Annotated in this window: 22 protein-coding genes; 12 read left to right on the top strand and 10 right to left on the bottom strand. The window is 46.7% G+C overall.

Annotated features, from left to right (window positions below; translation table 11 throughout):
- Positions 1-119: 119 nt before the first annotated feature.
- Positions 120-179, bottom strand: coding sequence for a hypothetical protein (locus QT992_RS33535; protein WP_445301191.1), 60 nt, complete (start codon positions 177-179; stop codon positions 120-122).
- A gap of 10 nt (positions 180-189) precedes the next feature.
- Between QT992_RS33535 and QT992_RS03730 the strand changes: the two genes are divergently transcribed.
- Entirely contained in the window at positions 190-792 is a 603-nt protein-coding gene (locus QT992_RS03730) for a hypothetical protein (RefSeq protein WP_333335188.1), read from the top strand.
- 1,495 nt (positions 793-2,287) lie between these two features.
- On the opposite strand, the gene QT992_RS03725 is transcribed toward QT992_RS03730, so the two are convergent.
- Positions 2,288-2,500 (bottom strand): hypothetical protein, encoded by a 213-nt coding sequence (locus tag QT992_RS03725; protein WP_333316040.1) that lies wholly within the window; start codon positions 2,498-2,500, stop codon positions 2,288-2,290.
- A gap of 50 nt (positions 2,501-2,550) precedes the next feature.
- Positions 2,551-2,781 carry a hypothetical protein gene (locus QT992_RS03720; protein ID WP_333316038.1) on the bottom strand — a complete coding sequence of 77 codons (231 nt, stop codon included), beginning with the start codon at positions 2,779-2,781 and terminating at the stop codon, positions 2,551-2,553.
- Between the two features lie 376 nt (positions 2,782-3,157).
- Here QT992_RS03720 and QT992_RS03715 point away from each other — a divergent pair, with 376 nt between their 5' ends.
- Both QT992_RS03715 and QT992_RS03710 read left to right on the top strand, forming a co-directional pair.
- Positions 3,158-4,909, top strand: coding sequence for a hypothetical protein (locus QT992_RS03715; RefSeq protein WP_333335184.1), 1,752 nt, complete (start codon positions 3,158-3,160; stop codon positions 4,907-4,909).
- 774 nt (positions 4,910-5,683) lie between these two features.
- Entirely contained in the window at positions 5,684-6,310 is a 627-nt protein-coding gene (locus QT992_RS03710) for a hypothetical protein (protein WP_333335182.1), read from the top strand.
- A gap of 316 nt (positions 6,311-6,626) precedes the next feature.
- Here QT992_RS03710 and cobS read toward each other — a convergent pair whose 3' ends face one another.
- Positions 6,627-7,424, bottom strand: coding sequence for an adenosylcobinamide-GDP ribazoletransferase (gene cobS / locus QT992_RS03705; RefSeq protein WP_333316034.1), 798 nt, complete (start codon positions 7,422-7,424; stop codon positions 6,627-6,629).
- Positions 7,425-7,685: 261 nt separating this feature from the next.
- Here cobS and QT992_RS03700 point away from each other — a divergent pair, with 261 nt between their 5' ends.
- The 3 genes from QT992_RS03700 (at position 7,686) to QT992_RS03690 (ending at position 9,965) form a co-directional block, all read left to right on the top strand.
- Positions 7,686-8,135 (top strand): hypothetical protein, encoded by a 450-nt coding sequence (locus QT992_RS03700; protein ID WP_333316033.1) that lies wholly within the window; start codon positions 7,686-7,688, stop codon positions 8,133-8,135.
- A gap of 501 nt (positions 8,136-8,636) precedes the next feature.
- The gene (gene tgt, locus QT992_RS03695) at positions 8,637-9,767 is read left to right on the top strand and encodes a tRNA guanosine(34) transglycosylase Tgt (RefSeq protein ID WP_333316032.1); all 1,131 of its coding nucleotides are present in this window, start codon (positions 8,637-8,639) and stop codon (positions 9,765-9,767) included.
- A 60-nt stretch (positions 9,768-9,827) separates the two neighbouring features.
- Positions 9,828-9,965 (top strand): photosystem II reaction center protein K, encoded by a 138-nt coding sequence (locus tag QT992_RS03690; RefSeq protein WP_006634808.1) that lies wholly within the window; start codon positions 9,828-9,830, stop codon positions 9,963-9,965.
- 185 nt (positions 9,966-10,150) lie between these two features.
- On the opposite strand, the gene QT992_RS03685 is transcribed toward QT992_RS03690, so the two are convergent.
- Together QT992_RS03685 and QT992_RS03680 are read right to left on the bottom strand one after the other, a co-directional pair.
- The gene (locus QT992_RS03685) at positions 10,151-10,705 is read right to left on the bottom strand and encodes a glutathione S-transferase family protein (RefSeq protein ID WP_333335179.1); all 555 of its coding nucleotides are present in this window, start codon (positions 10,703-10,705) and stop codon (positions 10,151-10,153) included.
- 119 nt (positions 10,706-10,824) lie between these two features.
- Positions 10,825-11,406 carry a manganese efflux pump MntP family protein gene (locus QT992_RS03680; protein ID WP_333316030.1) on the bottom strand — a complete coding sequence of 194 codons (582 nt, stop codon included), beginning with the start codon at positions 11,404-11,406 and terminating at the stop codon, positions 10,825-10,827.
- A gap of 197 nt (positions 11,407-11,603) precedes the next feature.
- Here QT992_RS03680 and QT992_RS03675 point away from each other — a divergent pair, with 197 nt between their 5' ends.
- Positions 11,604-12,203, top strand: coding sequence for a cytochrome b/b6 domain-containing protein (locus QT992_RS03675; RefSeq protein WP_333335174.1), 600 nt, complete (start codon positions 11,604-11,606; stop codon positions 12,201-12,203).
- Positions 12,204-12,684: 481 nt separating this feature from the next.
- On the opposite strand, the gene QT992_RS03670 is transcribed toward QT992_RS03675, so the two are convergent.
- From QT992_RS03670 to QT992_RS03655, 4 genes are all read right to left on the bottom strand, one after another.
- On the bottom strand, positions 12,685-14,991 hold the full coding sequence (locus QT992_RS03670; RefSeq protein ID WP_333335172.1) for a cache domain-containing protein: 2,307 nt from the start codon (positions 14,989-14,991) through the stop codon (positions 12,685-12,687).
- 920 nt (positions 14,992-15,911) lie between these two features.
- On the bottom strand, positions 15,912-16,376 hold the full coding sequence (locus QT992_RS03665; protein ID WP_333316027.1) for a hypothetical protein: 465 nt from the start codon (positions 16,374-16,376) through the stop codon (positions 15,912-15,914).
- 189 nt (positions 16,377-16,565) lie between these two features.
- On the bottom strand, positions 16,566-17,126 hold the full coding sequence (locus QT992_RS03660) for a sugar O-acetyltransferase (protein ID WP_333335169.1): 561 nt from the start codon (positions 17,124-17,126) through the stop codon (positions 16,566-16,568).
- A gap of 153 nt (positions 17,127-17,279) precedes the next feature.
- The gene (locus tag QT992_RS03655) at positions 17,280-17,954 is read right to left on the bottom strand and encodes an MBL fold metallo-hydrolase (protein WP_333316025.1); all 675 of its coding nucleotides are present in this window, start codon (positions 17,952-17,954) and stop codon (positions 17,280-17,282) included.
- 33 nt (positions 17,955-17,987) lie between these two features.
- Here QT992_RS03655 and QT992_RS03650 point away from each other — a divergent pair, with 33 nt between their 5' ends.
- The 5 genes from QT992_RS03650 to QT992_RS03630 all read left to right on the top strand — a co-directional run bounded on the left by QT992_RS03650 (position 17,988) and on the right by QT992_RS03630 (position 25,698).
- Positions 17,988-19,460, top strand: coding sequence for a site-2 protease family protein (locus QT992_RS03650; protein ID WP_333376557.1), 1,473 nt, complete (start codon positions 17,988-17,990; stop codon positions 19,458-19,460).
- Positions 19,461-19,803: 343 nt separating this feature from the next.
- The gene (locus tag QT992_RS03645) at positions 19,804-20,403 is read left to right on the top strand and encodes a hypothetical protein (RefSeq protein ID WP_333376555.1); all 600 of its coding nucleotides are present in this window, start codon (positions 19,804-19,806) and stop codon (positions 20,401-20,403) included.
- Positions 20,404-20,538: 135 nt separating this feature from the next.
- On the top strand, positions 20,539-21,624 hold the full coding sequence (locus tag QT992_RS03640; RefSeq protein WP_333376553.1) for a DUF6745 domain-containing protein: 1,086 nt from the start codon (positions 20,539-20,541) through the stop codon (positions 21,622-21,624).
- A gap of 510 nt (positions 21,625-22,134) precedes the next feature.
- A complete protein-coding gene (sat, locus tag QT992_RS03635) occupies positions 22,135-23,316 on the top strand; it encodes a sulfate adenylyltransferase (protein ID WP_333335156.1) in 1,182 nt (393 codons plus the stop codon).
- Between the two features lie 207 nt (positions 23,317-23,523).
- Positions 23,524-25,698 carry a caspase family protein gene (locus QT992_RS03630; protein ID WP_333316020.1) on the top strand — a complete coding sequence of 725 codons (2,175 nt, stop codon included), beginning with the start codon at positions 23,524-23,526 and terminating at the stop codon, positions 25,696-25,698.
- Positions 25,699-25,791 lie beyond the last annotated feature (93 nt).

Here is a 25,791-nt window from a genome sequence, read left to right as displayed (position 1 = left end):
TAATATAATTATCCTTAAATAGTTTCAGACTTCAGACTTCTGCTATAAAAAGTTAATCCCAAAAATGAAGTATCCCGCCCCAGCTTAAAGCTAAGGCGGGATTTTAGTCTAAGTGTCAGTTAGTTCTTTTTGTTTTGATGCCGGCGACGTGCGACCAGTGCGCCTAAACCTAAGCCCATACCTACCATTGTGATTGGTTCTGGAACTGGTACTGGTTCAGGCTCAGTTGCGGGTGATGGTGATGGCGCTGGTGCTGGCGCTGATGCTGGTGCTGGCGCTGGTGAGGGCGTTAGTGATATTGGCGCTGGGGCTGGTGCTGGCGCTGATGCTACAACAGTAGAAGGTGCAGTACCCAGAGTCTTGCTGCTCGCAGTTCTAGCGCCACCGGCGGAAGTGCTAACGCTCATCATTCTGCCGCCGAATTGCATTGAAGCAAATTTAGCCAAGGTCAAACCTGTACCACTAACGGTAAATTCAGTGCTTCTCCAGTCGTCAGCAGGACTACCGCCGATGCCTGGAGCACCAACTTCAACACCAGCACCAAAAGTAGCGCCCGATCCGTTTAGATTTGCACTACTACTAAAAGAACTGGTACCAGTGGTACTTTGTCGAGTAATACCACTTCCTCCGCTCGGAGTGATCGAAACACCAGTTACGCCACTAGGTATGTTAAAGAAAACACCACGTAAGTCAGCGATACCACCGGTGGGACCGGGTACTACTTCAACTTTAACTTTGACAGTGCCAGCCGCAAGTCCAGTATCTGAAAGGGTGAATCTAAGTGTAGGGTAATTTCCAGTATTAGTATTAGTTACATCACTCAAGTTTACAGTTAGGGTATCAGCTTTAGCTTGTTGTAATGCGACTGGTAGAGAGATGAATGCGAGACACAGTGCTTTTAATAATGTAGTTTTCATTGGATCAAAACCCCCTTTGTTGTGGGTCGAGTGACTTGAGATGAATTTGTTTGGAACCTTTTTTTATTCCACATTTTCACTGTAACAGTGGTACCAAAATTATGCAAGTACCTAAAGCTAATCTTTACAAGAGCAATATAAATGGGCAGGATTTGTCAAATTTGTATAAACCCTGGTTCTAGCGATTTCATACTCTTCCTATAGGAAAAACTAAGCATAATCGAGGAGTTTAGAGATATTTAAGCCTAGAGTCCATTGGTGACAAGTTAAGACTTAATTGCATTTGTCAATCAGCATTGGTGACAAGTTAAGACTTAATTGCATTTTCAATCAGTAATATTACTCAAAAAAACTGCTTTTTTAGGAGTGGAAAATTCACGATTTGAGAGCGAGTAAGTATAAATAAGTAAATGGACAGAATTAATTACACACTGATTCTTTGCTAGACAAGGCTTGTAGCCCATAGCTTTGTGTAATTAATTGTGTCTTACTACTTATCACCCTCGGCATGATTCCTCGATCGCCCAAATCTCAGTTTTATGGCCAAAATCCGAGTAAATGTTGAGCATAATTGCTGATTGACAAATGCTTTCTTAGCTTAACTTGTTACCAATGGTCAATCAGTAATATTACTGAAAAAAACTGCTTTTTTAAGAGTGGAAAATTCACGATTTGACAGGGAGTAAGTATAAATATCACCCTCGGCATGATTCCTCGATCGCCCAAATCTCAGTTTTATGCCCAAAATCCGAGTAAATATTGAGCATAATTGCTGATTGACAAATGCTTTCTTAGCTTAACTGGTTACCAATGGATAAGGTATGGTAAAACAACCGTTCTAACGTTTTTACTGAGCCTTCAGTCCGAGGGACTTTTATGAGGAATAAAGTCCTTATTACCAACAAATTTGATTGCGATCGAGCCAAGTTACCTAATATTATAGCAATCCTAAATGATTATACTCGTTACCAGGAAGAGCCTGGTAACGCATATCCGGAGGAAGAGCCTCCATAGTCTGGGCCGAGGCAGAGCCTCGCTTACATCGGTTCCCAGGCAGAGCTTGGAAGTTAACCAGTTATTGAAACTGATGCGAGGATTGCTATAGCTGTTTCACAGCAAGTGTAGTTACTCCATTTTCATAAAATTGTTTGCAGTCATCCAACCATTGTCTTTTAGGACTTCAATTCTCACTACAAACTTAACTAATTTATTAAAAATGAGTAGATGTAAATTAACACCCCGCGCTCTAAATCTACCCCAATTTTAGCTCTAAACCGTATAAAATTTAGGAGAGAATTAAATTATCATCTAAGTATATTTTCGGATACAGGAGTTAAGATATATCCAGCCCGAAGAATGAATAAAGCTGATTAACTTTCTCCCGAAAAGTTGGGCAAATGGATCGATTCCAAAGACTCTTTTCTGACGCGACCCGCCATGGCAGCTAACTGCAAGCTCATAAAAGCATTCAAATCTTCCAAATCACACTTGGGTGAGGAAAAAATTTTATGCATTTCATTTTCCGCTTCCCAACTCAGAAAACCCGCCACCATAGCTTGTTTGACAACTTCACGAATCCGCATAATAGAAATGTTACTTACTAAATTTTAACTAATCAAAAGCCAACTAATTACTAACAGGAACTTTCGGAAGCCGTCTCGCCAAAGATTTCAAATTTTTTCAGCTCGCGAGACTCTTGTTTCACTCCTCCGGACATAGCTGCTAGTTGCAAAGCCATAAAAGCATTTAAGTCTTCCAAGTCATACTTGGTGGTAGTTAACATCCGCCGCAGTTGATTTTCGGCTTCAAGGGTTAGATAGCCCAGAGCCAGAGCTTGCTGGGCGAGGTCGCGAATTAGCACCATAACACTTCGGGATTTTATTGGTTCAAGCCTAAGTATCAACTGTTTTCACAGAATCAGCAGTGACGGCTATTGCTCGATAGGTGTGACATTGTTACGGGCCACTCGTGACAGCCGGAGTCGCAGAGTGTGACTAATTATTTGCACGGTTGTGACGGAGATCACGTGGGGGATGCCAGAGGAGGAGTCGGAGTGTGGGGAGTCGGAGAGTGTCCGGGTGTCTGGGTGGGGGAGTCGGAGAGTGTCCGAGTGGGGGAGTCGGAGAGTGGGAGCATTTTTCTTCTTCCCTGGGACTAATGACTGATGACTACTGCCTTCTACCTTCAGAAGACGCTCAACGTCTATAATCAGCAAGTTAAATATTTACTGCAAGACCCATATGGAACTAGCTCATAAAGATTTGCTACAACAAATAGCCCGACTATCTGAAACTTATGCTAATTTGGCCGATCGCCTATCAATGGCAGCAAAACAACTGCAAGACTCCGGCCTTCCTCCCTCTGACAGTTTGCTGCAAGAAGTAGCCGCCTACAGCCGCAACTTTGCCGCAGTCCAAAAACAAGCTCTCGAAGCAAACAAATCCGCGATCGCCCCAGGAGAAATTACTTCCCTCAAAGACATTCAAAACTTAGTCGAGACTGCCTCCGCTTCCGAAGGTAAAGCAGAAATTCGCGATGCAGCATTGAAAGTGATCGATCGAGTATTGGCGATCGCCCACCGCGAACAAAGCGACTTCGCACCCTTACAATCAGTTCATGCCAGAGCCCGCGAACTGCAGCGCGCGATTTCCGAATCAACCCCAACTCAACTGCATTCCGACGCAGAATCCTTAGTCAGCGGCAAACACCCAGTTTCAGCAGTGCTCGCCCTGGTGGAACAGCAAGACAAATTAGACGACGAACAGTGGGTAATCCTCGAAGAAACAGTCAGCGCCGCTTTTGGCAAACAAATAGCCGTAGCCATTTCCAGAGGCAAATTAACCATTGCTGAGATGGTAAAAGCAGCACCTGCAAAAGTCGAACCCGCATTTAAACCAGCGCCAGAACAAAAAATCAGCGCCGAACCTTTGCCAGAAGTGATTGTCATCCCGTCAGGAAATGTGGCACCGAAACAAGTTACAGTTGCGCCACAGATCCAGATTTTGGAATCCCCCGCACCTTCTGCCCCCATGCACGAGGTGATTATTGTTCCCAGCGTGGAAGTACCTAAGTCCCTCCAGACAACCGGTTCGGGGAACATTGTTTTTGGGGCACCCCGGAACCTTCAACCAGCGGTAGCAGTAGAGGGCGCTTTGGGAATCAAAGTTTTGGTGCACATTCAGGGAATTGGCGATCGAACTTTCGGTGCTCAAGAATACGCGGGTACTAAAGCTCAAGGGCGCCGCGTCGAAGGATTTCAAATTAGTATCGATCCCCCAATTCCCGGCTTAAATGTCGAGTACATGGCTCACGTCGAAGGTGTTGGCGATACTCCTTGGCTCAGCCAGGGAGAATTGGCCGGTTTTCGGGGTCAAGCGAAACGAATTGAAGGATTTGCGGTTCGGTTGAGCGGGCCGCAAGCTGATAAATACGACGTATTTTATAACGCTCACATTCAGAATATCGGCGACACCGACGTGTCCTCCAATGGCGAATATTGCGGTACTCGCGGCAAAGCTTTGAGAATAGAGGGCATCAAAGTTTGGATCGCGCCGTCTGCGAGTTCCCAAGCTGCGGCCCCTGTGGGTTTAAAAGTGTTGGCGCATATTCAAGGAATTGGCGATCGAACTTTTAGCGATCGAGAATATGCGGGTACTAAAGCTCAAGGCCGCCGCGTCGAAGGATTTCAAATTAAAATAGAGCCTCCCGTTGCCGATTTAAATTTGCAGTACATGGCTCACGTTGAAGGAGTTGGCGACACTGCTTGGATCTCGGAAGGGGAGTTAGCTGGATTCCGGGGCAAAGCCAAGCGCATTGAGGGAATTGCCGCGCGGCTGACAGGGCCGCAAGCTGATAAGTATGACGTATTTTATACTGCTCACATCCAGAATGTGGGCGATACTCCGGTTACTGCTAACGGTCAATATTGCGGCACTCGCGGCAAAGGTTTGAGGGTTGAGGGGATGACGATTTGGGTTGAGCCGAAAGCCTAAAAAGTGAGAATGAATGGAAAATTTGCATGGGATTTTCCCTTCATTTAAAACCGGGTTTTTTAACCAAAATATGCCATCACAGTCCGGGGTATTAGGTGAAAAAATCCGGTTTCTCGCCACCCAACGACAGGAATTAGAGCGCACGCTAATCTCAGAAACCGGGTTTCTGAGTGTATTTTTCGTCCTCAACCGAAATTTGTCGTATAAACCCGGTTTCTCGTCACCTGCAAAGTCTTGGCGCACGCTAATCTCACTACTATTTGTAAAATTGGTTGAAAATAATGCTTGAACAATAGGTAAAAGCTTCAAAAACAAGAGTTAAGTTTAATTAAATTTTGTATATTAAACTGGTCGGAGTTGCTTAAGCAGGGTATGAAAAAAATCAGTTAAAAATCCAGAAGCTTTGTGGATAGTGGTTTCTATGATATCATTTCCGGTTACACCGGAATGATGTTGACTGTTGACTGTTGACTGTTGACTGTTGACTGTTGACTGTTGACTCGAATTTACTATTCCGATGCTAACGGATTTGATATGACTTGCATATTTAGCCTTTTATACCGTAAATCAGCAACGCCTGTTTTTGTTGGGTAGAGTTTCGATTCGCAATGTACTCGACAAAACTGGACAACCCGACAAATAATCCGTCACTCAACTCGATGACTTATTTTCCTTGCAACACGGTGCCGTTCGAGGAGAATTGTAGCCGCGATTAATATCATTTACAGTAATTAATAGCGAAACAAAACCTATAATGGTCAACTAGAAAAAATTATGCCATACAGTCAATTTACTACGATCGCCAAAGCGAAACAAGCTTTCGGTCTCACAGTCCAAGAGGGATCTCGCTTTATACCTCCGCTAAACCCGATCGCACCCTCAGACATTCTCAGCGGTACTCTCAAAGATAGCCTCCCCATCGTCGCCACATCGGGAAGTGAAAAAGCGCGATCGGAAGGAATTATCTATCCCGTACTGCTGGAAGTGAGGCGGATTCTCGATCGCCAAATTAGCCTTTTTTCCGGCGAAGATTTCACCATCGACGAAGCTGTCGGACTGAATGGAGTGTTTGATTTTCTGCTAGCGCGATCGTCCGAAGTCCTAGAAATTGAAGCCCCCGCCGTTGTAATTGTCGAAGCTAAAAAGACCGACCTCAAAAGCGGATTGGGTCAGTGTATTGCCGAAATGGTTGCCGTTCAACGCTTCAATCAAGCCAAAGAAAAAAACATCCCCATCATTTATGGGAGTGTGAGTAATGGCATTCAATGGCAATTTATCAAACTCGAAAACCAAACTGTGACGATCGACTTATCCGTCTATCCTCTGCCCCCTGTCGAGCAAATCCTCAGCTTTTTCGTTTGGATGATGCAGAATGGTGCCGTTAACTCAGAAACAATTTAACCGATACTTTTTTGCTAACATTTGCTAACAAATACATAATTTGAGATCGTATCTCAACCAAGGCGTATCAACCGATGCCCGTAGAAATTTCTACAAGCACTTATATTCTTGCCTTCAGCTTGGTTATCGCTTACAGCTCTTAGCCAATCTGATTATTTGCTTTGATAATGTAGAGGCAACTTATTTATATAGCGGTTGCGTACTACCAAGGTTTTTCACCTACATCTGAGTGGCTAAATTCATTCTATATGACATGAAGATAAGAAGGCAAATGTAAGTGATAGTTAGCAAATGTCAGAAAAACTCTTACTGTTAATCAACCTTCCAAAGCCGCCAAAAGACACAGCAATAAAGCCTCCGTCCACTCGACTACAGCACCGTAAGTATCGCCCGTGTGGCCGCCCAAACGGTGGTTAAACCAGGCTCCGGCAAAAATTCCGATCGCACTTCCCCCCAAAGCCATCCCCACCGCCAACAGCCACCGATCGCCCTCCAAGACAACTTGCACCACGCTCAAACTCAGCAGCAACAGCACTCCGGGGATAAAATCAAAAGGAGAATAAATCGATTCCTTGTGAAAAGCTCCCTTACCCTCGGCCCGGAGATAGGGATAGCGGGCGATCGCCACCAGTTGGGCCCACCTCCCCCAACCCGCGACACCCATCAAAGCCAGCCAGCGATAGTTATTCAAGTCCGAGAGAGCGGCAGTTTTCAGCAGCACGATCGCGATCGCAGCCATCGCCCCAAAAGCCCCTGTAACGCTGTCCCGCATGACTTCCAGCCTGCGTACCGGGTCGGGTACAGCCAGCCCGTCCGCCGCGTCCATTGCGCCGTCTAGGTGCAGTCCGCCAGTCACGGCGATGCCCAAGACTACCACCAAGGCCGATCGAGTCAGAGCAGGCATTCCCAACAACTGCAACCCAACATCCCCCAGCCCCAGCATCCCCCCAATCAAAAGCCCGATCGCTGGTGCCAAGCGGGCAATGCCCCGAAACTCCAAAGTCCAAGACACCGGTACCGGCAAACAAGTATAAAAAGCGACTGCGCCTGCGATGGCAGCCCCTTGATTCCGGAAAAAGTCGCTCGTAGACCGAACCCATTTATCATCCACCATAAGATAGAAAGTTTTTCATCAGGTATGCAGTTGTCAATCGATTAGTGTGTGCCAGAATTGGACTGTAACACCCTAGTTTTTTGGATCGAGCATTCCTCCTGTCGCCCGCTCTTTTCCCCGGAAAACCTCTGTCGGCAGCGATCCCCAAGCTCCCTATCTAAAAAGACTAAACTCCAGATCCGCGTTTCCCTTCCCAAAAATTCTAGCTAACTCCCTGATTTTCAAGACGGGAACATACACTACAACAGAGGCTTTTACTCCATGAGTCACGATCAATTGAATAACAGGGTAGTTGCTCCTTGCATCATCGATACAGGGATTGTCGTCAACAAACGCGATATCAAAAGATTGCTGTTTGATTTAGGACGTGTCCGCTACCTTCACATACAAGATGGCCAGATTTATAGCGAAGGGGAAGGTTATGTACTCGAAGTCTTCGCCAACCCCCACCGTTCTACCCTGATTGCCAACCATGCGCTTTATCTGAACGTGTATAGTTTTGATTACCTGGAACTGAAACAGTCCCCGGTGGATGGTGCTTATTTTGACCTGATTCAAGATGGACGGCAGTTGCGGTTAATTCCCCTCTCCAATCCTTTGCAAGAGCAATTCGCCCGGAATTTAAATGCCGCGGCTTTGGATGCGGTTGTCGATCAGGTTCTCTCCGGGAACTGGGATCTGCAATTGGATGAGGATGATTCCCCGTTTTAATCGTCAGTCAGTCGATTTTAGATTTTAGATTTTAGATTTTAGATTTACTTGCAGCGCCGTGAATCTGGGAGTTAGAACTAAGGTCTAAAATTTTTTGCCCTCCACGACGATTGTCGGAAACTTGTCTCCGTTTTTGGGCGGGGTCATTCGATTTTAGATTTTCGATTGTCGATTTTGGATTGACTTGCGCGAGATAAATTCGGGGGCTTGAGGATTTTCGATTGTCGGTTTTGGATTGATTCCACGGATAAATCACGTGGCGGGTACCATCTAGAAATTCTCGGTCATGGTTTTTTTTGTCGCGATGTCATCAACAATAGATTAAATAACACTCACATCTTGCACCATTCTCGCTTAACAGGCTTTTCGGCCTGTTCCACAAAGAGTGAATTTTCTTGTGGAACAGGCCGAAAAGCCTGTTCCTAAACAAGTAATTGAGAATGGTGCAACATCTCAAATAACACGGACGGCCGAGTAGCGGTTAACGAGCATCGAGGACTAATGACTGAGGACAAGGCGAAATTTTCTTTTAAATGTCAGGCTAATTGCAGCCATACCCAAGCGCGTGCAGGGGTTTTTGCCACTCCCCACGGTGTTGTGGAAACGCCTAAATTTATGCCAGTGGGGACGCTAGCTAATGTCAAAACTTTGACACCTGCACATCTTGAGGCGGCGGGTTCTCAAATGGTTTTGGCAAATACTTATCACTTGCACTTGCAGCCGGGGGAAGCAATTGTCGCAGGCGCGGGCGGATTGCATAAATTTATGGCTTGGCCAGGCCCGATGCTGACGGATTCGGGCGGCTTTCAGGTGTTTAGCTTGAGCCAAATGCGGACTATTTCTGAGAATGGGGTGACTTTTCGCTCTCCCCGCGATGGCCGAATGATTAATTTGACGCCGGAACGATCGATCGAAATTCAGAATGAGTTGGGCGCTGATGTGATTATGGCCTTTGACGAGTGTCCCCCTTACCCCGCTACGCGGGAGGAGGTGGAGGCTGCCACAAATCGTACTTACCGCTGGCTGCAACGCTGCATTCAAGCTCACTCGCGCCCGGATCAAGCTTTGTTTGGAATCGTGCAGGGGGGCGTTTTCCCCGATTTGCGATCGCGCGCGGCGAACCAGTTGGTAGATTTGGATTTACCAGGCTACGCCATCGGCGGCGTTAGTGTGGGGGAATCGGGGGATTTGATCGCAGAGATTGTGAAGGTGACTGCGCCCCTGTTGCCGGCAAATAAACCGCGTTATTTGATGGGGATTGGGACTTATCGGGAAATGGCGCTGGCGGTGGCCAGTGGCGTAGATATGTTTGACTGCGTGATTCCGACTCGGCTGGCCCGCCACGGGACGGCTTTTGTTGGTGGGGAACGCTGGAGTTTGAAAAATGCTCGGTTCCGGGAGGATTTTGCTCCGCTGGATGAGTCTTGTCCTTGTTATACCTGCCAAAAATTCAGTCGGGCTTATTTGGCCCATTTGGCGCGCGCTAACGAAGTGCTGGGCTATACTTTGCTGGCTATTCACAATGTGACGGAGTTGATTCGCTTTACTGGGAGGATGCGGGAGGCGATTTTTGCCGATCGATTTACTGAAGAGTTTGCCCACTGGCTTGCACCGACAGTCGATCGATCGTGATTGCCTTGGGTGAAGATATGCGACAATTATTAAAATTGTGTTGGATAGGTAGGTTGATTCATGGAAGCTGCATTACTCTTAGCAAAACTGCCCGAAGCTTATTCGATTTTTGAGCCTTTGGTTAATGTTTTGCCGGTCATTCCCGTATTTTTCTTGCTGCTGGCTTTTGTTTGGCAGGCGGCTGTAGGATTCAGATAAGTTTGATTTTAGTAAAAGCAGGGGCAATTCCAGAATTGCCCCTGCTTTTAGATGTTAAGTTTTATGACTCTGCCCTCTGACTCCTGACTCCTGACTCCTGACTCCTGCTGTCTGACTCCTGACTCCTGAGTCACCCTCAATAATTCATCCGTGTATCCGTGTCAAAATCCGTGTAGTGCCTTCCTTCAGCTACCGCCGATCGCACTTTTGAAAGCCGGCCTTTCCGAGATCCGCTTGATGTAATCTACAACGGCCGGATAAGCACTGAGGTCTAGTTTTAGCATCATCGGAATGTAGGCCAACATTGACCCGACTGCTGCGTCAGCGACGCCGAATTCATCACCCATTAAAAACGGCTGTTTCTCGAAGATTTCATTTAACGGTTTTAACAACTTGGGAGTTTCGCGATCGCGAGTTGCTTCTGTAAATATTCCCGGCCCCAGGGTGGCGTTAGCAAACGTGACCCACTGCACGATTTGAGCTTGCTGCTCCAAAGTCGCGGGCATTTTACCATGTTTTTGAGCTAAATACAGCAGAATTGCGCCGGATTCCCAAAGTTTAAAATCTCCGTCGGCGATCGCGGGTACTTTGCCGATCGGGTTAATTTCGAGATACTCTGGCTGCAAGTGCGCCCCTGCTTGCATATCGAGGGTGACAAATTCGTAGGGAACCGCTATTTCTTCTAGATACCACTGGACAATTGAGGCCCTGCTGCGACCTGGGCCGTAAAGTTTCAGCACGAAATTTTATCCTTTAACGCAATATTGCTGTTATAGCATTTTTTGGGAATGGGTAATTGGAAATTGCAGCCACCCGATACTTTGATGTCACTGTTCGACTAATGACTACTGACTAATGACTAATTGCCCATAACTAATGGCAGTTCTGTCAAGTGCAGAAACAAGATTCTGCTGCCAATGAAAATCAAAATTGCTCCGCCCAATATCTCAATTTTATTGGCAAACAAGTTGCCGAACTTGTGCCCGATAAAAACGCCGGCAAAGGTTAAAAAGAAAGTAATAAATCCGATCGCAGTCACCGCAAGAGCAATAGAATCTTTCAGGACAGCAAATCCGAGCCCAACTGCAAGAGCATCGATACTCGTCGCCACCGACAGCGTTATCAAAGTCCCCGTATCTAAGGGATTGAACTTTTTCTCGCATTCTTCGCTTTGCAGCGATTCATAAATCATTCTCCCGCCAATGAAACTCAAAAGCCCAAAAGCTATCCAATGGTCGATCGGTGTTATCAAAAAACTAAAACTAAGACCGATTAACCATCCTATTACGGGCATTAAAGCTTGAAAACCTCCGAAAAATAAGGCAATTTTTAAAGCTTTATTGACCTTCATGTGTTTGATTGCTAAGCCGCTTGAAACAGCGACAGCAAAAGCATCTGCTGCTAGTCCCAAGGAAAGTAAGATGGTAGTGGCTGCATCCATTTTTGTAAAGTGTTAGGTGTTATAAATAAAGTGTTCCTCTTGACTGTTTTAGTTTACACTTAATTTTGATAAAATTGCGTTTTTATCATAATGTTTTCATTTTTCTTTCAGATTTATTTCACAATTGGCGAGGCTTGAAAAAATTGGCGCTTAGCTGTATTATGTAAAAGATTATTTATCAACTAGCAGAATTAACGATGCCACCATCTAGATTGTACCAGCCACTGCTGCTCAGGTTACTGCACGGGGCTAACGCTGCGATCGCCCTTTTAGCAATTTTGAGCGCATTTCTGGTTTACAACACCTACGATGGGCGGTTTGGCAAAGTCCCCGTGCCCCAGATTGCAGATATTATCGGGATTCACGGCACTTTTGGCAAGATGTTGCTGTTAGGAATAATGCCGGCTTTTGCATTGTACAGTTTCCACGCAGGTCAAAAACGCTTGGTGCAGCCGGATTCTTTTGGGAAACTAACGCAGTTGGGAAAACCGATTTGGTGGTACAGCTTGCACCGGATTGTGAATACGTTGATGTTGCTGGCACTGACTTGGGCGATCGCTTCTGGCAGTATGGTTAAGGAAGAATGGCTGCCGGCTGGGGAATTGACGCAGGTTTGGTATTACTTACACGCTTCTGGTTGGGTGGTATTGGTATTTTGTCTGGCAATGCACTTGTTGATGAGTGCGAAGGTGGGGGGTTTGCCGCTAATTTTGTCGATGTTTGATGCCGCGTATCGCCCGGAGGATTCGCCGGCTGCTTGGTGGAAGAAAATTCGCTCTTTGGTCGATCGCTCTTAATGTGAAAATGATTAATGTGAAAATGATTAATTTCAAAATGAACAGAAATATTTTATTAATTGTTGCGGAAGTCTTGGTAATGGGAGGTTGGTTGTTTGCTGTGGTTGCACCTTTATTATTTCCCTAATCCTATCATAGCAATTTGGGTTAACAAATGAGCGTTAGGTTTGTAGTGAGGACTTCAGCCCTCTGTTTTATGACTAAAGTCCTCATACCAATTTAATGTGAAGTTGCACATATCTCGATCTCCCTAAATCCCCCTGATTGTTGGGGAGTATGTGTTGACTTTGAGAGGAATCTTGTCCCACCCCCTACTCCCCTTTGTATGGGCGGTGCCAAGAGTGCCCGCCCTCTTGGCTAGGGGCGATCGGATTCTATGCAATCTCATAAAAAATTGGTATCAGTACAAACCGAAATTAAGCTTTTCGCGCAGCTTGCTAGCCAGATTTGCGACGGGTTTCTCTGGCGGCCAAATGCGATATCAAACGATCGGCAATTTTACCCTAAATTCAGCACCGCCCCCAGTTTGAGATTTAATTTGAGGTTGAACCGGAGATTCAACTGTCAGGCTGCCACTGTGCAATTCTACAATAATTTTATAGCACACCGACAGAGCCAATCCTGTAAAATTTTTAAAGGATTTAGTAGGGCCACACTCCTCAAATATTCTGTGTTGAATTTCCGGCGGAATTTTTGAGCCATTGTGGGATATCGATACAACAATAAACCTGCCTGTATAATCATCGACAATATCGGTTTTGATGGTAATAATTTGAGCGGAATTTTCAATATTTTTAACTGCATCTATAGCATGGATTATCAGACTCGCGAATACCTGGCTCAGTTGACCGGGATAACACAAAATTGGTGGCAGGTTGTTGTACTCCTTGACTACTAATATTTTTTGCTCCAGTCTGTGAGCCAGCAACAGCAAAAGATTGTCGATGCTCTCATTAACGTTGGCGTGTTCTTTGTTGGCTTCGTCAGGAAGTGAAAATTTCCTCAAAGCCAGGACTATCTGGCGAATGCCATCGGCTCCTATTTTCAAAAAATTGAGGATTTGTGGCAACTCTTTGCTGATAAAATCTAGGTCGCAACGCTCTATTTTTTTGGCAATTCGTGGCACAGGTTCGGGATATTGTTCTCGATAGAGGCGAATTATACTAAGCAAATCTTTGATATAATCATTGAGGTGAATCAGGCGACCGTAAATAAAGTTAATGGGGTTATTAATTTCCTGGGCAACTTCGGCGGCTAGTTGACCCACAATTGTATTTTTTTCGCTTTGTACTAAAAGCTCTTCGGTGATTCTGAGTTTGGCTAATACTTCTTCCAAAAGTTGGATTTCTTCTTGAATTTGCCCGTGGAGTTGGGATTGGGAAATTGCGATCGCCAGCGAGTCTGCAATTGCTTCCAAAACTTCCACCTCGTCGGGAGTCGCAAACCGGCGCTTTGCACAGGCGAACAGATATCCAAGCCGATGATTCTGAGTTAGTACGGGTACTGCTGCGTAGTGACGATTTGTGAGTTCGATATGGGCGTGTTCCTCAGACGCTGTGGCATCAGGGGCGGCGGTTTTATGTAGCACTATCGTTTCGCAGCGGTGAAGCCGTGCAGCTAAATCTCCAGAGGGCCCTCCTGGAACACCAAAGATTCCCAAGCGCCCCGGCAAACCTTCCCGGCAATATTCCCAGCCAAATTCTAAAGTATCTTGTCGGGGGTCGTACCATGCGAAAATTGCTCGATCGAGCTTCAGTAAAGTACCGAGTTCGTCTACTGTAGTTTGGAGGATGCGATCGAGGCCCAAGCAAGCGCGAATGCGGCCGGTCAAGCGGTGGAGAAGGGCTTCTGTGCGACTGCGAATGCCATTTAGGACAAACAGCTTGAGCGCCACCATTGTTGCGAAAATAGCTGCGGCGGCAAGTACGCCGGCGGCTACTGCTAGTATCTTGAAAGGAAGGAGTTCTTTTTCGAGATTGTCGCGGGGAATTACGACGGCGATCGACCATTCAGCTTGTTCTAAAGGAAGATAGGCAACATAAACTCTGGCGTCGTGGATTTGAGTCAGCACAATGCCCGTTTTTTGATAAACCATCTGCCGGGCTACATTCGCCAAATTAGTATCTGCGGACTCTAAAAGACTCGGAGCCGGCTTGTCGATATTTCCGATTAATCGAGCGTCGGGATGGACAATTGGCACTCCTTGAGAATTGAGAACAAAAGCGTAAGTTCCTGCTTCATATTCCAGCTTTCCTACTACTTCGGCAATTCGATCCATGCTAATGACGCCGTTCATTACTCCGATCGGCTTTTCGGTTGTTTTATCAAGAGAATTTACCGAACTTGACCACACTGGAGCCGAAATGGGAACAATCCTTCTTGGTTTTTTGAGCGTGCGAGAAATGGTAGGATCTGAAACATAGACTTCCCCAGCCATTGCCTTTTTGAAGTGTTGGCGGTCGCTAACATTAATCAAGGATCTGCCCACTTTGGTGGTGAAATAAGAACCGTCGGGATCAATTAATGCCAAGTGCTGGAATTCTTGCAGTCGATTTACTTCCGATTTTAAATAAGGCTCTGCCACTGACCAATTCATCGAACGAACCGGAGGAGTGTGGGCGAGGATTTCGATCTCAGCCTTTCTAGTGCCGAGCCAGCGATCGATCTTATTGGCCCGCTCCCTAACTTCTAACAAAGCATTTCGCTCGCTTTTGGTGATAATCAAGCGGCGAACGCTTTGATAGCTGATACAACCAGTGATGCTAGCTGCCAGAATTGTTACGCCCAAAATTAAGAGCGCAGTTTGGTACCCAAGATGGTATTCGCCCTTTAATCCCGCTGGCAATAGTCTAGTTAATTTCCACCACTTTACTCTCGCAAAGCTTCGCATGATTTGACCAATTTGTGAGATTGAAATCCTTAGCTCACCTACGATCTACTCGCGCGCCTGCCAGTAGTCTTAAACTACTAGCATTCAATAATTGCGGGGATTTTTTTATTTTTTCCCGCCGAGCGGCTCCTATCGTTTCCGGTTGCACGGGAATGATATAAAGGACACGGCACTGCCGTTTCCATACCCAGATTAATTGTAGGGACACGGCACTGCCGTGTCCAGGGGGTGGGTAATATTAATTCCGATGCTACCCGATTTGATATCACTTTGTTAAACAGGAATAATATTATACCACATTTTTGACAAATTAAAAAATTTCATCAACTATTTAATTATTTTTTACAGTCGTTAATAATTTATGTTATTTAGGTGATGTGAGCAGTAAGCTGTGTTGCATCTAGATTGCCTATGGTATTAGAGAGGGAGAGGGTTCGATGGGGATCGGGGGAGGGGATTTGACGATTTTTTATCGGGACTCGAAATATACAATTTAAATGCACAACAGCTTAGACTTTTTAGGTTGAGATGTTGGGTGTGTGTCTTAATCAATAGTCCAGACTGTTTTTAGTTCCTAGTCTGAAACCCTTGATTTTCGGTTGGTATTTCGAGTACGCAATCGCCGTGAAACTCTTATTTTACGGTTGGTAATCCCAAACAGTATGCAGTATTGCTTAATAACGCAATATTAAAAGTTTTTCCTTCATTAATGAACGAAAAACTTATTAAATCTTTAATTTACATCTCAACACTCAAAATAATTTTCGGTGCAGCCGCTGGCTGAGGCACTGCTAAATTGCCCCAGTTGCGGGATTTGTTTAAAGAACCTTGTGAGTGTGTTCGTGCTGTTTCACATTGTCTTCTGTGCGAATGATGCGCTCGGAGTTGAGCACCCTTTTGCGTTCTAAGGAATAAGTAAAGTCGTTGCGAACTGTTCCCAAGGGAATGTGAAGTTGAGCTTGGGGGCGGATTTTGTAAGTGCGGGCAGCGGCGATCGCCCGAAAGCCAAATTCTTCGCTAAACTGAGCTGATGTCGGGAATTCTGGCAACATTTTGGGTGTTTCGCCGTCGAGCACTGCTCCCAAAGTCGTCCCGCAAACCATTAAATAAGATGTGGGTATTCCCTTCACAATTGCTTCTAAAGCTGCTGAGGGAATAGCTTCGATTACTTGCACTTCAAAAACTTCGCCTTCTTCTTTGATGAAGCAGGTAGCTACACCGACTGCTATGTAGTCGTCGGTGCAGAGGTCGGGAGCGTTGGGATAAACTGTTGCAGTCGTCATAAGAAAAGCTTGGTAGTGTGGAAACCGGGAACGAGAAATTAAGGGATTTTAGATTTTAGATTTTAGATTTATTCCACGGTTTTTTTCGGGGATTTTACGTGAAAAATCTCAAACCGGCTGTTCTAATACCTAAAATTTTTTGGTTAAGCTCCAAGGAGCCGATCGCACGATTGTGTCGATCGTACCACATCAAGGTAGATGCCGGATGATTCGGCAAGGATTCCCCGCCGCCACGACGTTTGCGGGAATATCTTTGACAACAACACTGCCTGCGCCGATCGTGCTATTGTCGCCAATAGTGACTCCTGGACAAATAATACTGCCGCCGCCAATCCAAACATTATTGCCAATATTAATTTCAGCGGCGAGTTCTAGGCCAGAAAGCCTCATTTTCGGGTCTGTGGGGTGAAAAGCGGTGTAAATTTGTACGTTGGGGCCGCACAGCAAATTCTCGCCAATGTTAACTCGATTGCAGTCGAGAATCACGCAGCCAAAATTCATGTACAATCCGTTTCCCGCATAAATATTACTGCCGTAGTCGCAGTAGAAAGGTGGCTCGATTTCAACTTTTGGGCCAACTGCACCGAACCATTCTGCGAGAATTTCTAACCGTTTGTCTGGTTCGTCTTCGCGGGTTGAATTGTAGGTTCTGGCGATGCGGCGGGCTCGCTGGCGATCTAAAATTAATTGCTCATCGGCAGCTAAATACAATTCGCCGGCGAGCATTTTTTGTTTTTCGGTTTTTTCCACAGTTTTTTCCACGGTAAGAATCGGCGGTTTCAACCGCTACTTCACCAACGAACTTCCTTTCTAAGAGACTGAAGAATAATGTAGGGTGCGTAAGGGCGCACCTTACCGCTATAATTAGCGCGTCAGATCGTTTTTTGATGTTGTAGCATACATTTAGGGTTCAGGTTTTGACTGCAAACAAACAGCTAAATCAAGATTGGCTAATTTCTCAAAAGCTCGATCGATCGATCCTTTTCCCCGCAAAAAACCAGTATTTGCACCGGGACAAATATACTGTAAAGTTTCCGGCGAAAATCGATCGATAATTGACTTCACGCTGTTAATTTGCCGGGGCCAGTGAAAAGTTTTTGCCGTCCACAGCGGTACTGGGGCGGCTTCTCGGTTGGGGAGCAAGTGCCTACCCGAAAACAGCACTCCACCGCTGCCACTATGATAAAGGCAAGAGGAACCAGGAGAATGGCCGGGAGTCCAAAATGCTTTCATTCGATCGCTCACAACAAATTCTCGCTCAAAAACCGTCACCTTCACACCCGGCAGTAAATAAGCTTCCTGCTCTTGAATCAGGATCTCGCACCCCGTGGCTTCCTGAATCTCCCGCGCCTTGGCGATAGCGCCACGGTGGGTGAGAAACAGCAGTCGCACGCCGCCGTGTTCCCGCAAAAATGTTTGGTTAATCTCATCCCAAGCGGGACAATCCACCAGGATGTTAGTTTGGTTTTCTACAATGAAATAGGCTGTTGCACCCAGGGTATCCCGGTTAGGGGGGAAAGCCAGGATATTGTCGAGCACGGGCCTGGGTTGTTTGGAGACTGAACTCTGTTGTTTCAAGGAAGTATTTCAGAAGGGAATGGGATAAATATTATGTTCTTTTTACTATGGTTGTTCGTATTGGGGCTGATATCGTACTTCTTGTTGCAAAACGGCACCAGCCGCATCACCAGGACTCCGATATGGCTGCTGTGGCTGGTAATGATGGCGCCCGCGCTGATTTGGAGTGGTTGGATTTTAGTTTACGGCACGAGCAAAACTGTACCGCCGGAGTTGGTAATTATACCTTTTCTGGTTTGCCCTTTTTTGTATTGGTTTTTGGTACAGTTGGGGCGCAAGAAAATTACCGCCGAAACTGTTGAGCAGTTACCAGACTCGGAGACTGAACCTGTAAAGCCAAAACCGCCCGTGCGCCCGATCGATCAAGAAGAAGAAGCGAGTTTGCGCGATTGTTTTCCTTGGTCAATTTACTTTTTGCGAGATTTGGAATTTCGGCCGCAGGCTGTAATTTGTCGCGGACAGTTGCGGACGAACCCGGAGGCGGCTTATCAGGCGATTCGGGAGAATGTGGAGAGGCTTTTTGGCGATCGCTTTTTAGTAGTATTTCAAAACAGCTTGAGCGGTCAACCTTTTTTTGCTATAGTTCCCAATCCCAGCCACCAATCAGGGGAAACTCCTGTCACAACCGAATCTGTAACCCGGCCATTTTTCGCCTTAGCTTTGCTGCTAATCACAGTGTTTACGACTACGCTTGTCGGGGCGCGACTTGCTGGAGTTACTGAACAAGCTTTGCAGTCCAACCCATCAATGTTGCTGCAGGGTTTGCCTTACTCGCTGGCTCTAATTACTTTTTTGGGAATTCACGAATCCGGCCACTATTTAGCTGCCAGATTTTACCAAATTCGCACGACTTTGCCTTATTTTATTCCGATTCCTTTTTTCTTGGGAACTTTTGGCGCCTTCATTCAAATACGAAGCCCAATTCCCAACCGCCGAGCTTTATTTGATGTTAGTATTGCCGGGCCCCTGGCGGGTTTAGTTGCGGCAGTGCCATTATTAATTTGGGGTTTGGATCATTCGACAATTGTACCGCTGTCAGACAAGTCGGGAATGTTAAATTTTGACTCTTTCAAACCCAATTTTTCGCTGCTGATGAGTCTCTTGAGCAAGTTAACCTTGGGTGGTGCTTTCAATGCGGAAACTGCGATCGATTTGCATCCGGTAGCGGTGGCGGGTTATTTGGGTTTGATCGTGACGGCGTTTAATTTGATGCCGGTGGGACAACTCGACGGCGGGCACATTGTACACGCGATGTTCGGTCAGCGAGCGAGTATGGCGATCGGGCAAGTTGCTAGACTTTGTATGCTGCTGCTTTCTTTTTTGGAACAGGGTTTGCTGCTGTGGGCGATTATTTTGTTTTTCACGCCGCTAAACGACGAACCGGCGTTGAATGATGTCAGTGAATTGGATAATCGGCGGGATTTTTTGGGGTTGGTGGCGATCGGGCTTTTGTTAATGATTTTGTTGCCGGCGCCCAGGGTACTCCTTGAGTGGTTAAATGTTTAGAGGGAAGTTCGGCAACGAGCAATGTACGGGATGTAACGGATAGAAGAAAGAAGAAACAACAAAGAGGGCAGAAAAAAGACGGTAGAAGGATTGAGCGATCGGGCGAAAGAAAGAAGAGGGAATAAGGAAGAAAAGAGAGGTTTACCAATTCTGCAAGGGTTGCTATATTAGGACTTACGCGGTGAGAAACCGGGTTTCTTCCTAGAGACTTCGCTACCAAACCAAGATTTTTCGCAGAACCCAGGTTTCTTTGGTGGAAGTTTTTCTACAATCCTATTTAGGATTTCTCTACTCGCTTTCTATCTCGAAGTAATCTTTATTTTCACCTAGGTATTAGAGAAATATGCCTTACAAATCCTTTACTTTCCAACAATTAAAAGAGCTGTTTGGATTGGATCTATCACTCAGTCCTATTTTGAGTGCCAAGGTTGTTCCTGTAGAACCCTCCGAATGGCTTTGGAGAACCATCGAAATTAGTTCTAATACTGCTGTTACAACTGCCAAAGAACGTTCCGAACGGATTATTTCACCAATCATGTTAGATTTGAGAGAAAGGAACAACCGACAATTTTCTCTTTTTTCGGGTTGGTCATTTGATGTAGATGCTGAGCAGGGATTGAATGGGGAATGCGACTTTCTATTGTCTTCCGTGCCGTTGGATTTTGAAATTAAAGTGCCTATTTTTGCATTGAGAGAAACGAAAAGCGGAGAAATAGAATCTTGTCTGCCCCAGTGTGCAGCACAAATGGTAGCGGCTCAGCTATTTAACGAACGCGAACACAATTCCATACCTGCAGTATATGGCTGCGTAACTACTGGCGTTGTCTGGCGGTTTCTTAAATTAGAAGGAAATAATTTAATTATTGATGTTGATGTTTATTGTCTCGATAATGTTCCTATGATTTTAGGTGTTTTGCAAACAATCGTTAATTTATACGAATAATTTGACGCCTCTAATAAAATAGGTTGGTAGGGAAAATTACGTTGTTATTACAAACTTAATGATATTTTTTTACCAGAGGCGAGAGCGAAAAAAATTGAGCGTAAATCAAATAATATATCTGTACCAATAATCGCAATGACTCCAGAACAAACAGCGCTAATTCCGATTTATCGCCAGAAGTGGCGACAAATTGGACTTTCGATAATACCGATCGATCGCCCGCAAGCGACAGCGGCCATCAACACCGCCTACAACATCATCGGCTTTCCTGAACCGGAAATTATTTTCTGTGACAGCCCTGACGCTGCTTTGCAAGCTTTTAAACCGCTAATAGAAGGCGATTTGGGCAGCGAGTTGGGCAGGGAAATTCGCGAGAAAATTCACATTGAATTGTATAATCAATTGAGGTATCAACTCGGCAGCGAACTGCAAAACCAACTTTACAGCCAACTTTACAACCGGCTGTACGACCCGATATATCAATTGCACAGTCAAATTAAAGATGAACTTCTAAACAGATTTATCGGCGAATTAGATAGTAGCGATTGGGACAGCATCCTGAACCGCCAATTTTACAACAATAACTGCATAGTTTCAGAATTGTCCGCTTGTAACGGCAGTTGGGTTGATTTTTGCATTTCAGTGTTAAATTTGGAGATAGAGCGCCCTTTATACTCAGCCTTTAAATCCTTAGTGGAAAAGTGCGGCTGGATTTACCCGTTTGAGAAAAAGTGCTTTGTGTGCGATCGCCCGATCCAACTTCATTTTGATAGCGAATATTTGCTCCACGCAGAAGGTCAACCAGCGGTTGAATTTGCTGACAAGTTCAGTGTATACTCTTATCGTGGCGTCCGAATGCCGGAAATAATCGGTCAAGTTCCGCCGCAGTCTTGGCAAGCTTCATGGCTGTTAACAGAACATAATGCCGAAGTGCGGCGAGTTTTGATTCAGGCGATCGGCTATCGGAGAATTTGTCATGAATTGCAAGCAACTGAATTGGATAAGTGGGTAGCCACGGGGGGCTACCCCTACCAAGAATATACTTTGTTGAAAATTGAGAATAATATTGACATAGAGCCAATTTATTTGTTAAAGATGACTTGTCCGAGTACGGGACACCTTCATGCTTTGCGAGTGCCGCCAAAAGTGCGATCGGCTAAAGAAGCGATTAGCTGGGTAAATTGGGGAATAGATCCCGAAGAATTTCAAGTCCAGACTTGAGGGGAAAGTTTAGAGTTTTGAGCGCGCCAGTTGACAGTTCAAGAATGACAGCGCCCCCAAAGTAGCGTTCTGCATAAGTCCAGAACAATTAAAAAATGTAGAATTGCAGCCACCGCTTGATACTATGTACTCTGGCAGCTAAAACCCACAACTTCAAATCGACGTCAGGAACCTCAGCCCTGACGGCATGAGGCTTGAAAGAGAAATCTAACAAGCCATCCTGACGGGCCTAAGTCTTAACTGACTACGTTTTTTGAGTCACGACACCAGGCGAATGCGAAGCTAGTTCCCTGCTCTGTCGCTAGTAGTTAAACAACTTTAAGGTAACAGAAGTAGTGCTGCTAGCCTAACAAGCTCAGAAAACCTTGGCGAAGCTAACTTTACCCCAGAAATGGGAGTTTGAGGCAACCATACCTCATCGGAGGGGCAACGATACCCCTCCACCCCGCGAGGGGATTTAAATTAATGTAAAGCCGTGCTAAAAGCACGGGGTTTCTACCCATTTTTCTGATGAGCCAGCATTCAGACCGCATTGCCCCTCACGGCGGCATCCTGGTCAACCGCATTGCCACACTAGACCAAAGACAAGAATTTTTCGACAAAGCAGAGTCCCTGGCGCGAGTCCAGTTGTCGGATCGATCGATCTCCGACCTGCAAATGATCGCCATCGGCGCCCTGAGTCCCCTCAAAGGGTTCATGAACGAAGCTGATTATCGATCGGTCGTTAAACAAATGCGCCTCTCCAACGGCCTCCCTTGGTCGGTTCCCATCACCCTCTCGGTAACAGAAGAAGTCGCCGCCCCCCTGAAAGCAGGAACTTTAGTGCGCCTCGACTCGCCGGCGGGCAAATTTGTCGGGCTCTTGGAACTTGCAGAAAAATATCACTACAGTAAAGAAGAAGAAGCCCTCAACGTCTACCGCACCGACGACCTCAAACACCCGGGTGTCCAGGTAGTAGACAAATCCGGGCCTGTTAACCTCGCAGGCGACATTTGGCTGCTGGAACGCGAACTAGATGTCCGCTTTCCCCAATACCAAATTGACCCGGCGAAATCGAGAATGCTGTTCACAGAAAAAGGATGGAAAACCATAGTCGGTTTCCAAACTCGAAACCCCATCCACCGGGCCCACGAATACATCCAAAAATGCGCCTTAGAAACAGTAGACGGCTTGTTCCTGCACCCGCTAGTCGGGACGACTAAGGATGACGACATCGCCGCTGACGTGCGGATGCGCTGCTACGAAATTCTGCTAGAAAAATACTATCCAAAAGATCGCGTAATTTTGGCAATTAATCCGGCGGCGATGCGCTACGCCGGGCCGCGAGAAGCAATTTTTCATGCTTTAATCCGCAAAAACTACGGCTGCACTCACTTTATCGTGGGGCGCGATCACGCTGGAGTTGGCGATTATTACGGCACTTACGATGCCCAATATATTTTTGACGAATTTGAGCCGGGAGAATTGGGAATTGTGCCGATGAAATTCGAGCACGCTTTCTATTGCACGCTGACGGAACAAATGGCTACAACTAAAACAAGCCCAAGCACTCCCGAACAACGGGTGCATTTGTCGGGAACCAAAGTTCGGGAAATGCTGCGCGCTGGAAAATTGCCGCCACCGCAGTTTTCCCGGCCGGAAGTCGCCGCAGAATTAGCCAAGGCCATGAATATTTTCAATTACGAGATTTAAATCTTGAACATTGGTGGGGGCGACATTCTGCATAGTTTTGAATTTTGAGTTTTGAGTTTTAAATGGGAAAATTTAAACTTAAAGCTCAAAAGTTAAAACTTAAAAACTCCCTTAATCCTAAACAGTCACAATCTAATTAATTCCCCTAAAATTAGTGAGGGGAATTTAACTTAAAATTCAACGCTTAAAATTCAAAGCTATTTAAAAATGGGACTCAAGCGGCGGGAATTTTTGCAGCAAGCTGGCCGGGTGCTGGCCGCCATCGGCATCAGCGAGGCTTTGTGGCTGCCGTTGGGCTCGCGCTACCTCCAAGCCTTAGCGCAGCCGACAGCCAGGAAATTGGCTTTGTTGGTTGGCGTTGACAAATATCCAGACTCGCCCCTGCACGGCTGCGTCACGGATGTGGAAATGCAGCGGGAACTGCTGATATATCGGTTTGGGTTTGTGCCGTCGGACATTTTGACTTTGACTGACGCTCAAGCTACCAGGGAAAATATCGAGACGGCTTTTGTAACTCACTTGGGCGAACAAGCAAAACCCGGTGACGTGGTAGTTTTTCACTTTAGCGGCTGCGGTAGTCGAGTCAGTTTGGGCGAGTCTCCCGGAAAAATACAAAACAGTTTGGTGCCGGCGGATGATGTTTTGCCACTGTTAGCAAACCGGGCGGTGAACGATATTTTAGAGGAAACGCTGTTGCTGTTGGTGCGATCGCTCGCGACAGAAAATGCGATCGCCATCCTCGACACCAGCTACACCTATCCGGGTTTCCCCAAAAACGGCAACTTTCGCATTCGCTCCCGCCCCCGCCCCACCATCGGGCAGCCGGGCCTCGCAGAATTAACGTTTGCCCAAGACCTCCGCTCCCGCCCAAATCTCCGTCCTGCGGCCGCCGTACTTGCTGCGGGCGCTAATTCCGCACTCGCCGCCGAACAAGAGTGGAACGGATTTACCGCAGGTTTGTTTACCTACGCCCTCACCCAAACTTTGTGGTGGGCAACTCCCGCTAGCAGCTTCAGCGTCAGTTTCAGCCGCGCGGCGGGCAATGTTTACAGCAAGCTGGCGGGGTTATCGCAGCAACCGCAAATTCTCAATCACGATTTAACAACCGCGCCGGCGGTAAATTTTTCAAATTTAATCTTCAATTCCCCTGCATCTGACGGCGCTGTGACGGCGGTGGAAGAGGGGGGCAAAACTGTGCAGTTGTGGCTGGGGGGGTTGTCGCCCTCGGTTTTGGAGTGCTCCGGGGGTTCTGTGTTTGCAGTGGATTCTTCGGAGGGCGCGAGGCTTTTGCTGCGGGGACGCACGGGCCTCTTTGCTAAAGCCCAAGTTTTAGACGGGTTCGATCGAACTTTCGGCCAATTAACAGTCGGCCAACTGGTGAGGGAAGAAGTTCGGGTATTGCCGCGAAACATCGGTTTGACAGTAGCTTTGGACTCAGGTTTGGAACGCATCGAGCGCGTGGACGCTACCAGTGCCTTTGCGACTTTGCCACAAGTTTCGGCGGTAGGCAGCGAGCAATTGGCTGACTGTCGGTTCGGCCGACTCCCGGAAACAACTTTAGCCGAAACAGTCTCGCCTCACGAGCCTGCTTCGTATCCCAGCCGTTACGGTTTGTTTTCTTTGGCTCAAATGCTGATTCCCGATACTCAGGGCGACGGGGGAGAAGCAGTTAAGGTGGCGGTGCAGCGCTTGACTCCGCAGTTGAAAGCGCTGCAGGCGGGGAAGTTGCTGCGGCTGACAGTCAATGAGGGGTCTTCGCGCCTGAAGGTGCGGGCGGTTCTGGCAACTCTCGCACCGCAAGCGCGGGCTGTGGCGCAGCGAGAGCCGGTGCGGGCCGGCGGTGATTATCGGCTGGAACCGCTGAGCGGGGAAAGTGAGAAATCTGCAAGCGCTCATATACTAAGTTTGGCAGAGGGCAGCCGACTTCGCTACAGATTGTATAACGACAGCGATCGCCCGGTTTACTTTGCGGTGTTTTGCTCGGACAGCGCGGGACGGCTGTCAGTGCTCGGCGCTGAGGGCAAAGATGCTGTGGGGGGGATGTCGCGGGCGATCGCTCCTGGGGAGAATTTGACCGTGCCGGCGGCTGGGGCGATGGGGTGGGCGGTATCGGGGCCGATCGGACTTGCGGAAACTTTTATTATATTTAGTGAGACTCCCTTCGATCGAACTCTGGCTGCAATAGAAGCCGAAATGCAGCAAACGAGGGAGGCCCTGCCAATTCGAGTGTTGTTGAATCCTTTAAATGTGGCGCGGGCGGTACTCGAAGATTTGCACGCCGCTAGCATTCCGGGGGTGCAGAAAGTGGGGATATCGACGGATGATTTGGCTTTGGATGTGAATGTTTGGGCAACTCTGAGTTTTGTTTATCGGGTAGTTTAAGTGAAAAATGGGGACTTGGGAATGTTTTCCATAACCTATAATCTGAATCTATCCCAGTACGAAATCGATAAGCTGTCGCGCATTTAAATGGGA

The organism is Microcoleus sp. T3_D1 (assembly GCF_036700405.1).
Classification (GTDB): Bacteria; Cyanobacteriota; Cyanobacteriia; order Cyanobacteriales; family Microcoleaceae; genus Microcoleus.
Note: the sequence above shows the minus strand (reverse complement) of the source record. Positions and strands in the feature narration are given on the sequence as shown.

Coding starts and splice junctions, on each gene's coding strand:
- QT992_RS03720 (WP_333316038.1), bottom strand. CDS start 2,781: ATGGTGCTAATTCGCGACCTCGCCCAGCAAGCTCTGGCTCTGGGCTAT.
- QT992_RS03640 (WP_333376553.1), top strand. CDS start 20,539: ATGACTCCAGAACAAACAGCGCTAATTCCGATTTATCGCCAGAAGTGG.
- cobS (WP_333316034.1), bottom strand. CDS start 7,424: ATGGTGGATGATAAATGGGTTCGGTCTACGAGCGACTTTTTCCGGAAT.
- QT992_RS03690 (WP_006634808.1), top strand. CDS start 9,828: ATGGAAGCTGCATTACTCTTAGCAAAACTGCCCGAAGCTTATTCGATT.
- QT992_RS03680 (WP_333316030.1), bottom strand. CDS start 11,406: ATGGATGCAGCCACTACCATCTTACTTTCCTTGGGACTAGCAGCAGAT.
- QT992_RS03715 (WP_333335184.1), top strand. CDS start 3,158: ATGGAACTAGCTCATAAAGATTTGCTACAACAAATAGCCCGACTATCT.
- QT992_RS03665 (WP_333316027.1), bottom strand. CDS start 16,376: ATGACGACTGCAACAGTTTATCCCAACGCTCCCGACCTCTGCACCGAC.
- sat (WP_333335156.1), top strand. CDS start 22,135: ATGAGCCAGCATTCAGACCGCATTGCCCCTCACGGCGGCATCCTGGTC.
- QT992_RS03725 (WP_333316040.1), bottom strand. CDS start 2,500: ATGCGGATTCGTGAAGTTGTCAAACAAGCTATGGTGGCGGGTTTTCTG.
- QT992_RS03700 (WP_333316033.1), top strand. CDS start 7,686: ATGAGTCACGATCAATTGAATAACAGGGTAGTTGCTCCTTGCATCATC.
- tgt (WP_333316032.1), top strand. CDS start 8,637: ATGACTGAGGACAAGGCGAAATTTTCTTTTAAATGTCAGGCTAATTGC.
- QT992_RS03645 (WP_333376555.1), top strand. CDS start 19,804: ATGCCTTACAAATCCTTTACTTTCCAACAATTAAAAGAGCTGTTTGGA.
- QT992_RS03630 (WP_333316020.1), top strand. CDS start 23,524: ATGGGACTCAAGCGGCGGGAATTTTTGCAGCAAGCTGGCCGGGTGCTG.
- QT992_RS03675 (WP_333335174.1), top strand. CDS start 11,604: ATGCCACCATCTAGATTGTACCAGCCACTGCTGCTCAGGTTACTGCAC.
- QT992_RS03710 (WP_333335182.1), top strand. CDS start 5,684: ATGCCATACAGTCAATTTACTACGATCGCCAAAGCGAAACAAGCTTTC.
- QT992_RS03650 (WP_333376557.1), top strand. CDS start 17,988: ATGTTCTTTTTACTATGGTTGTTCGTATTGGGGCTGATATCGTACTTC.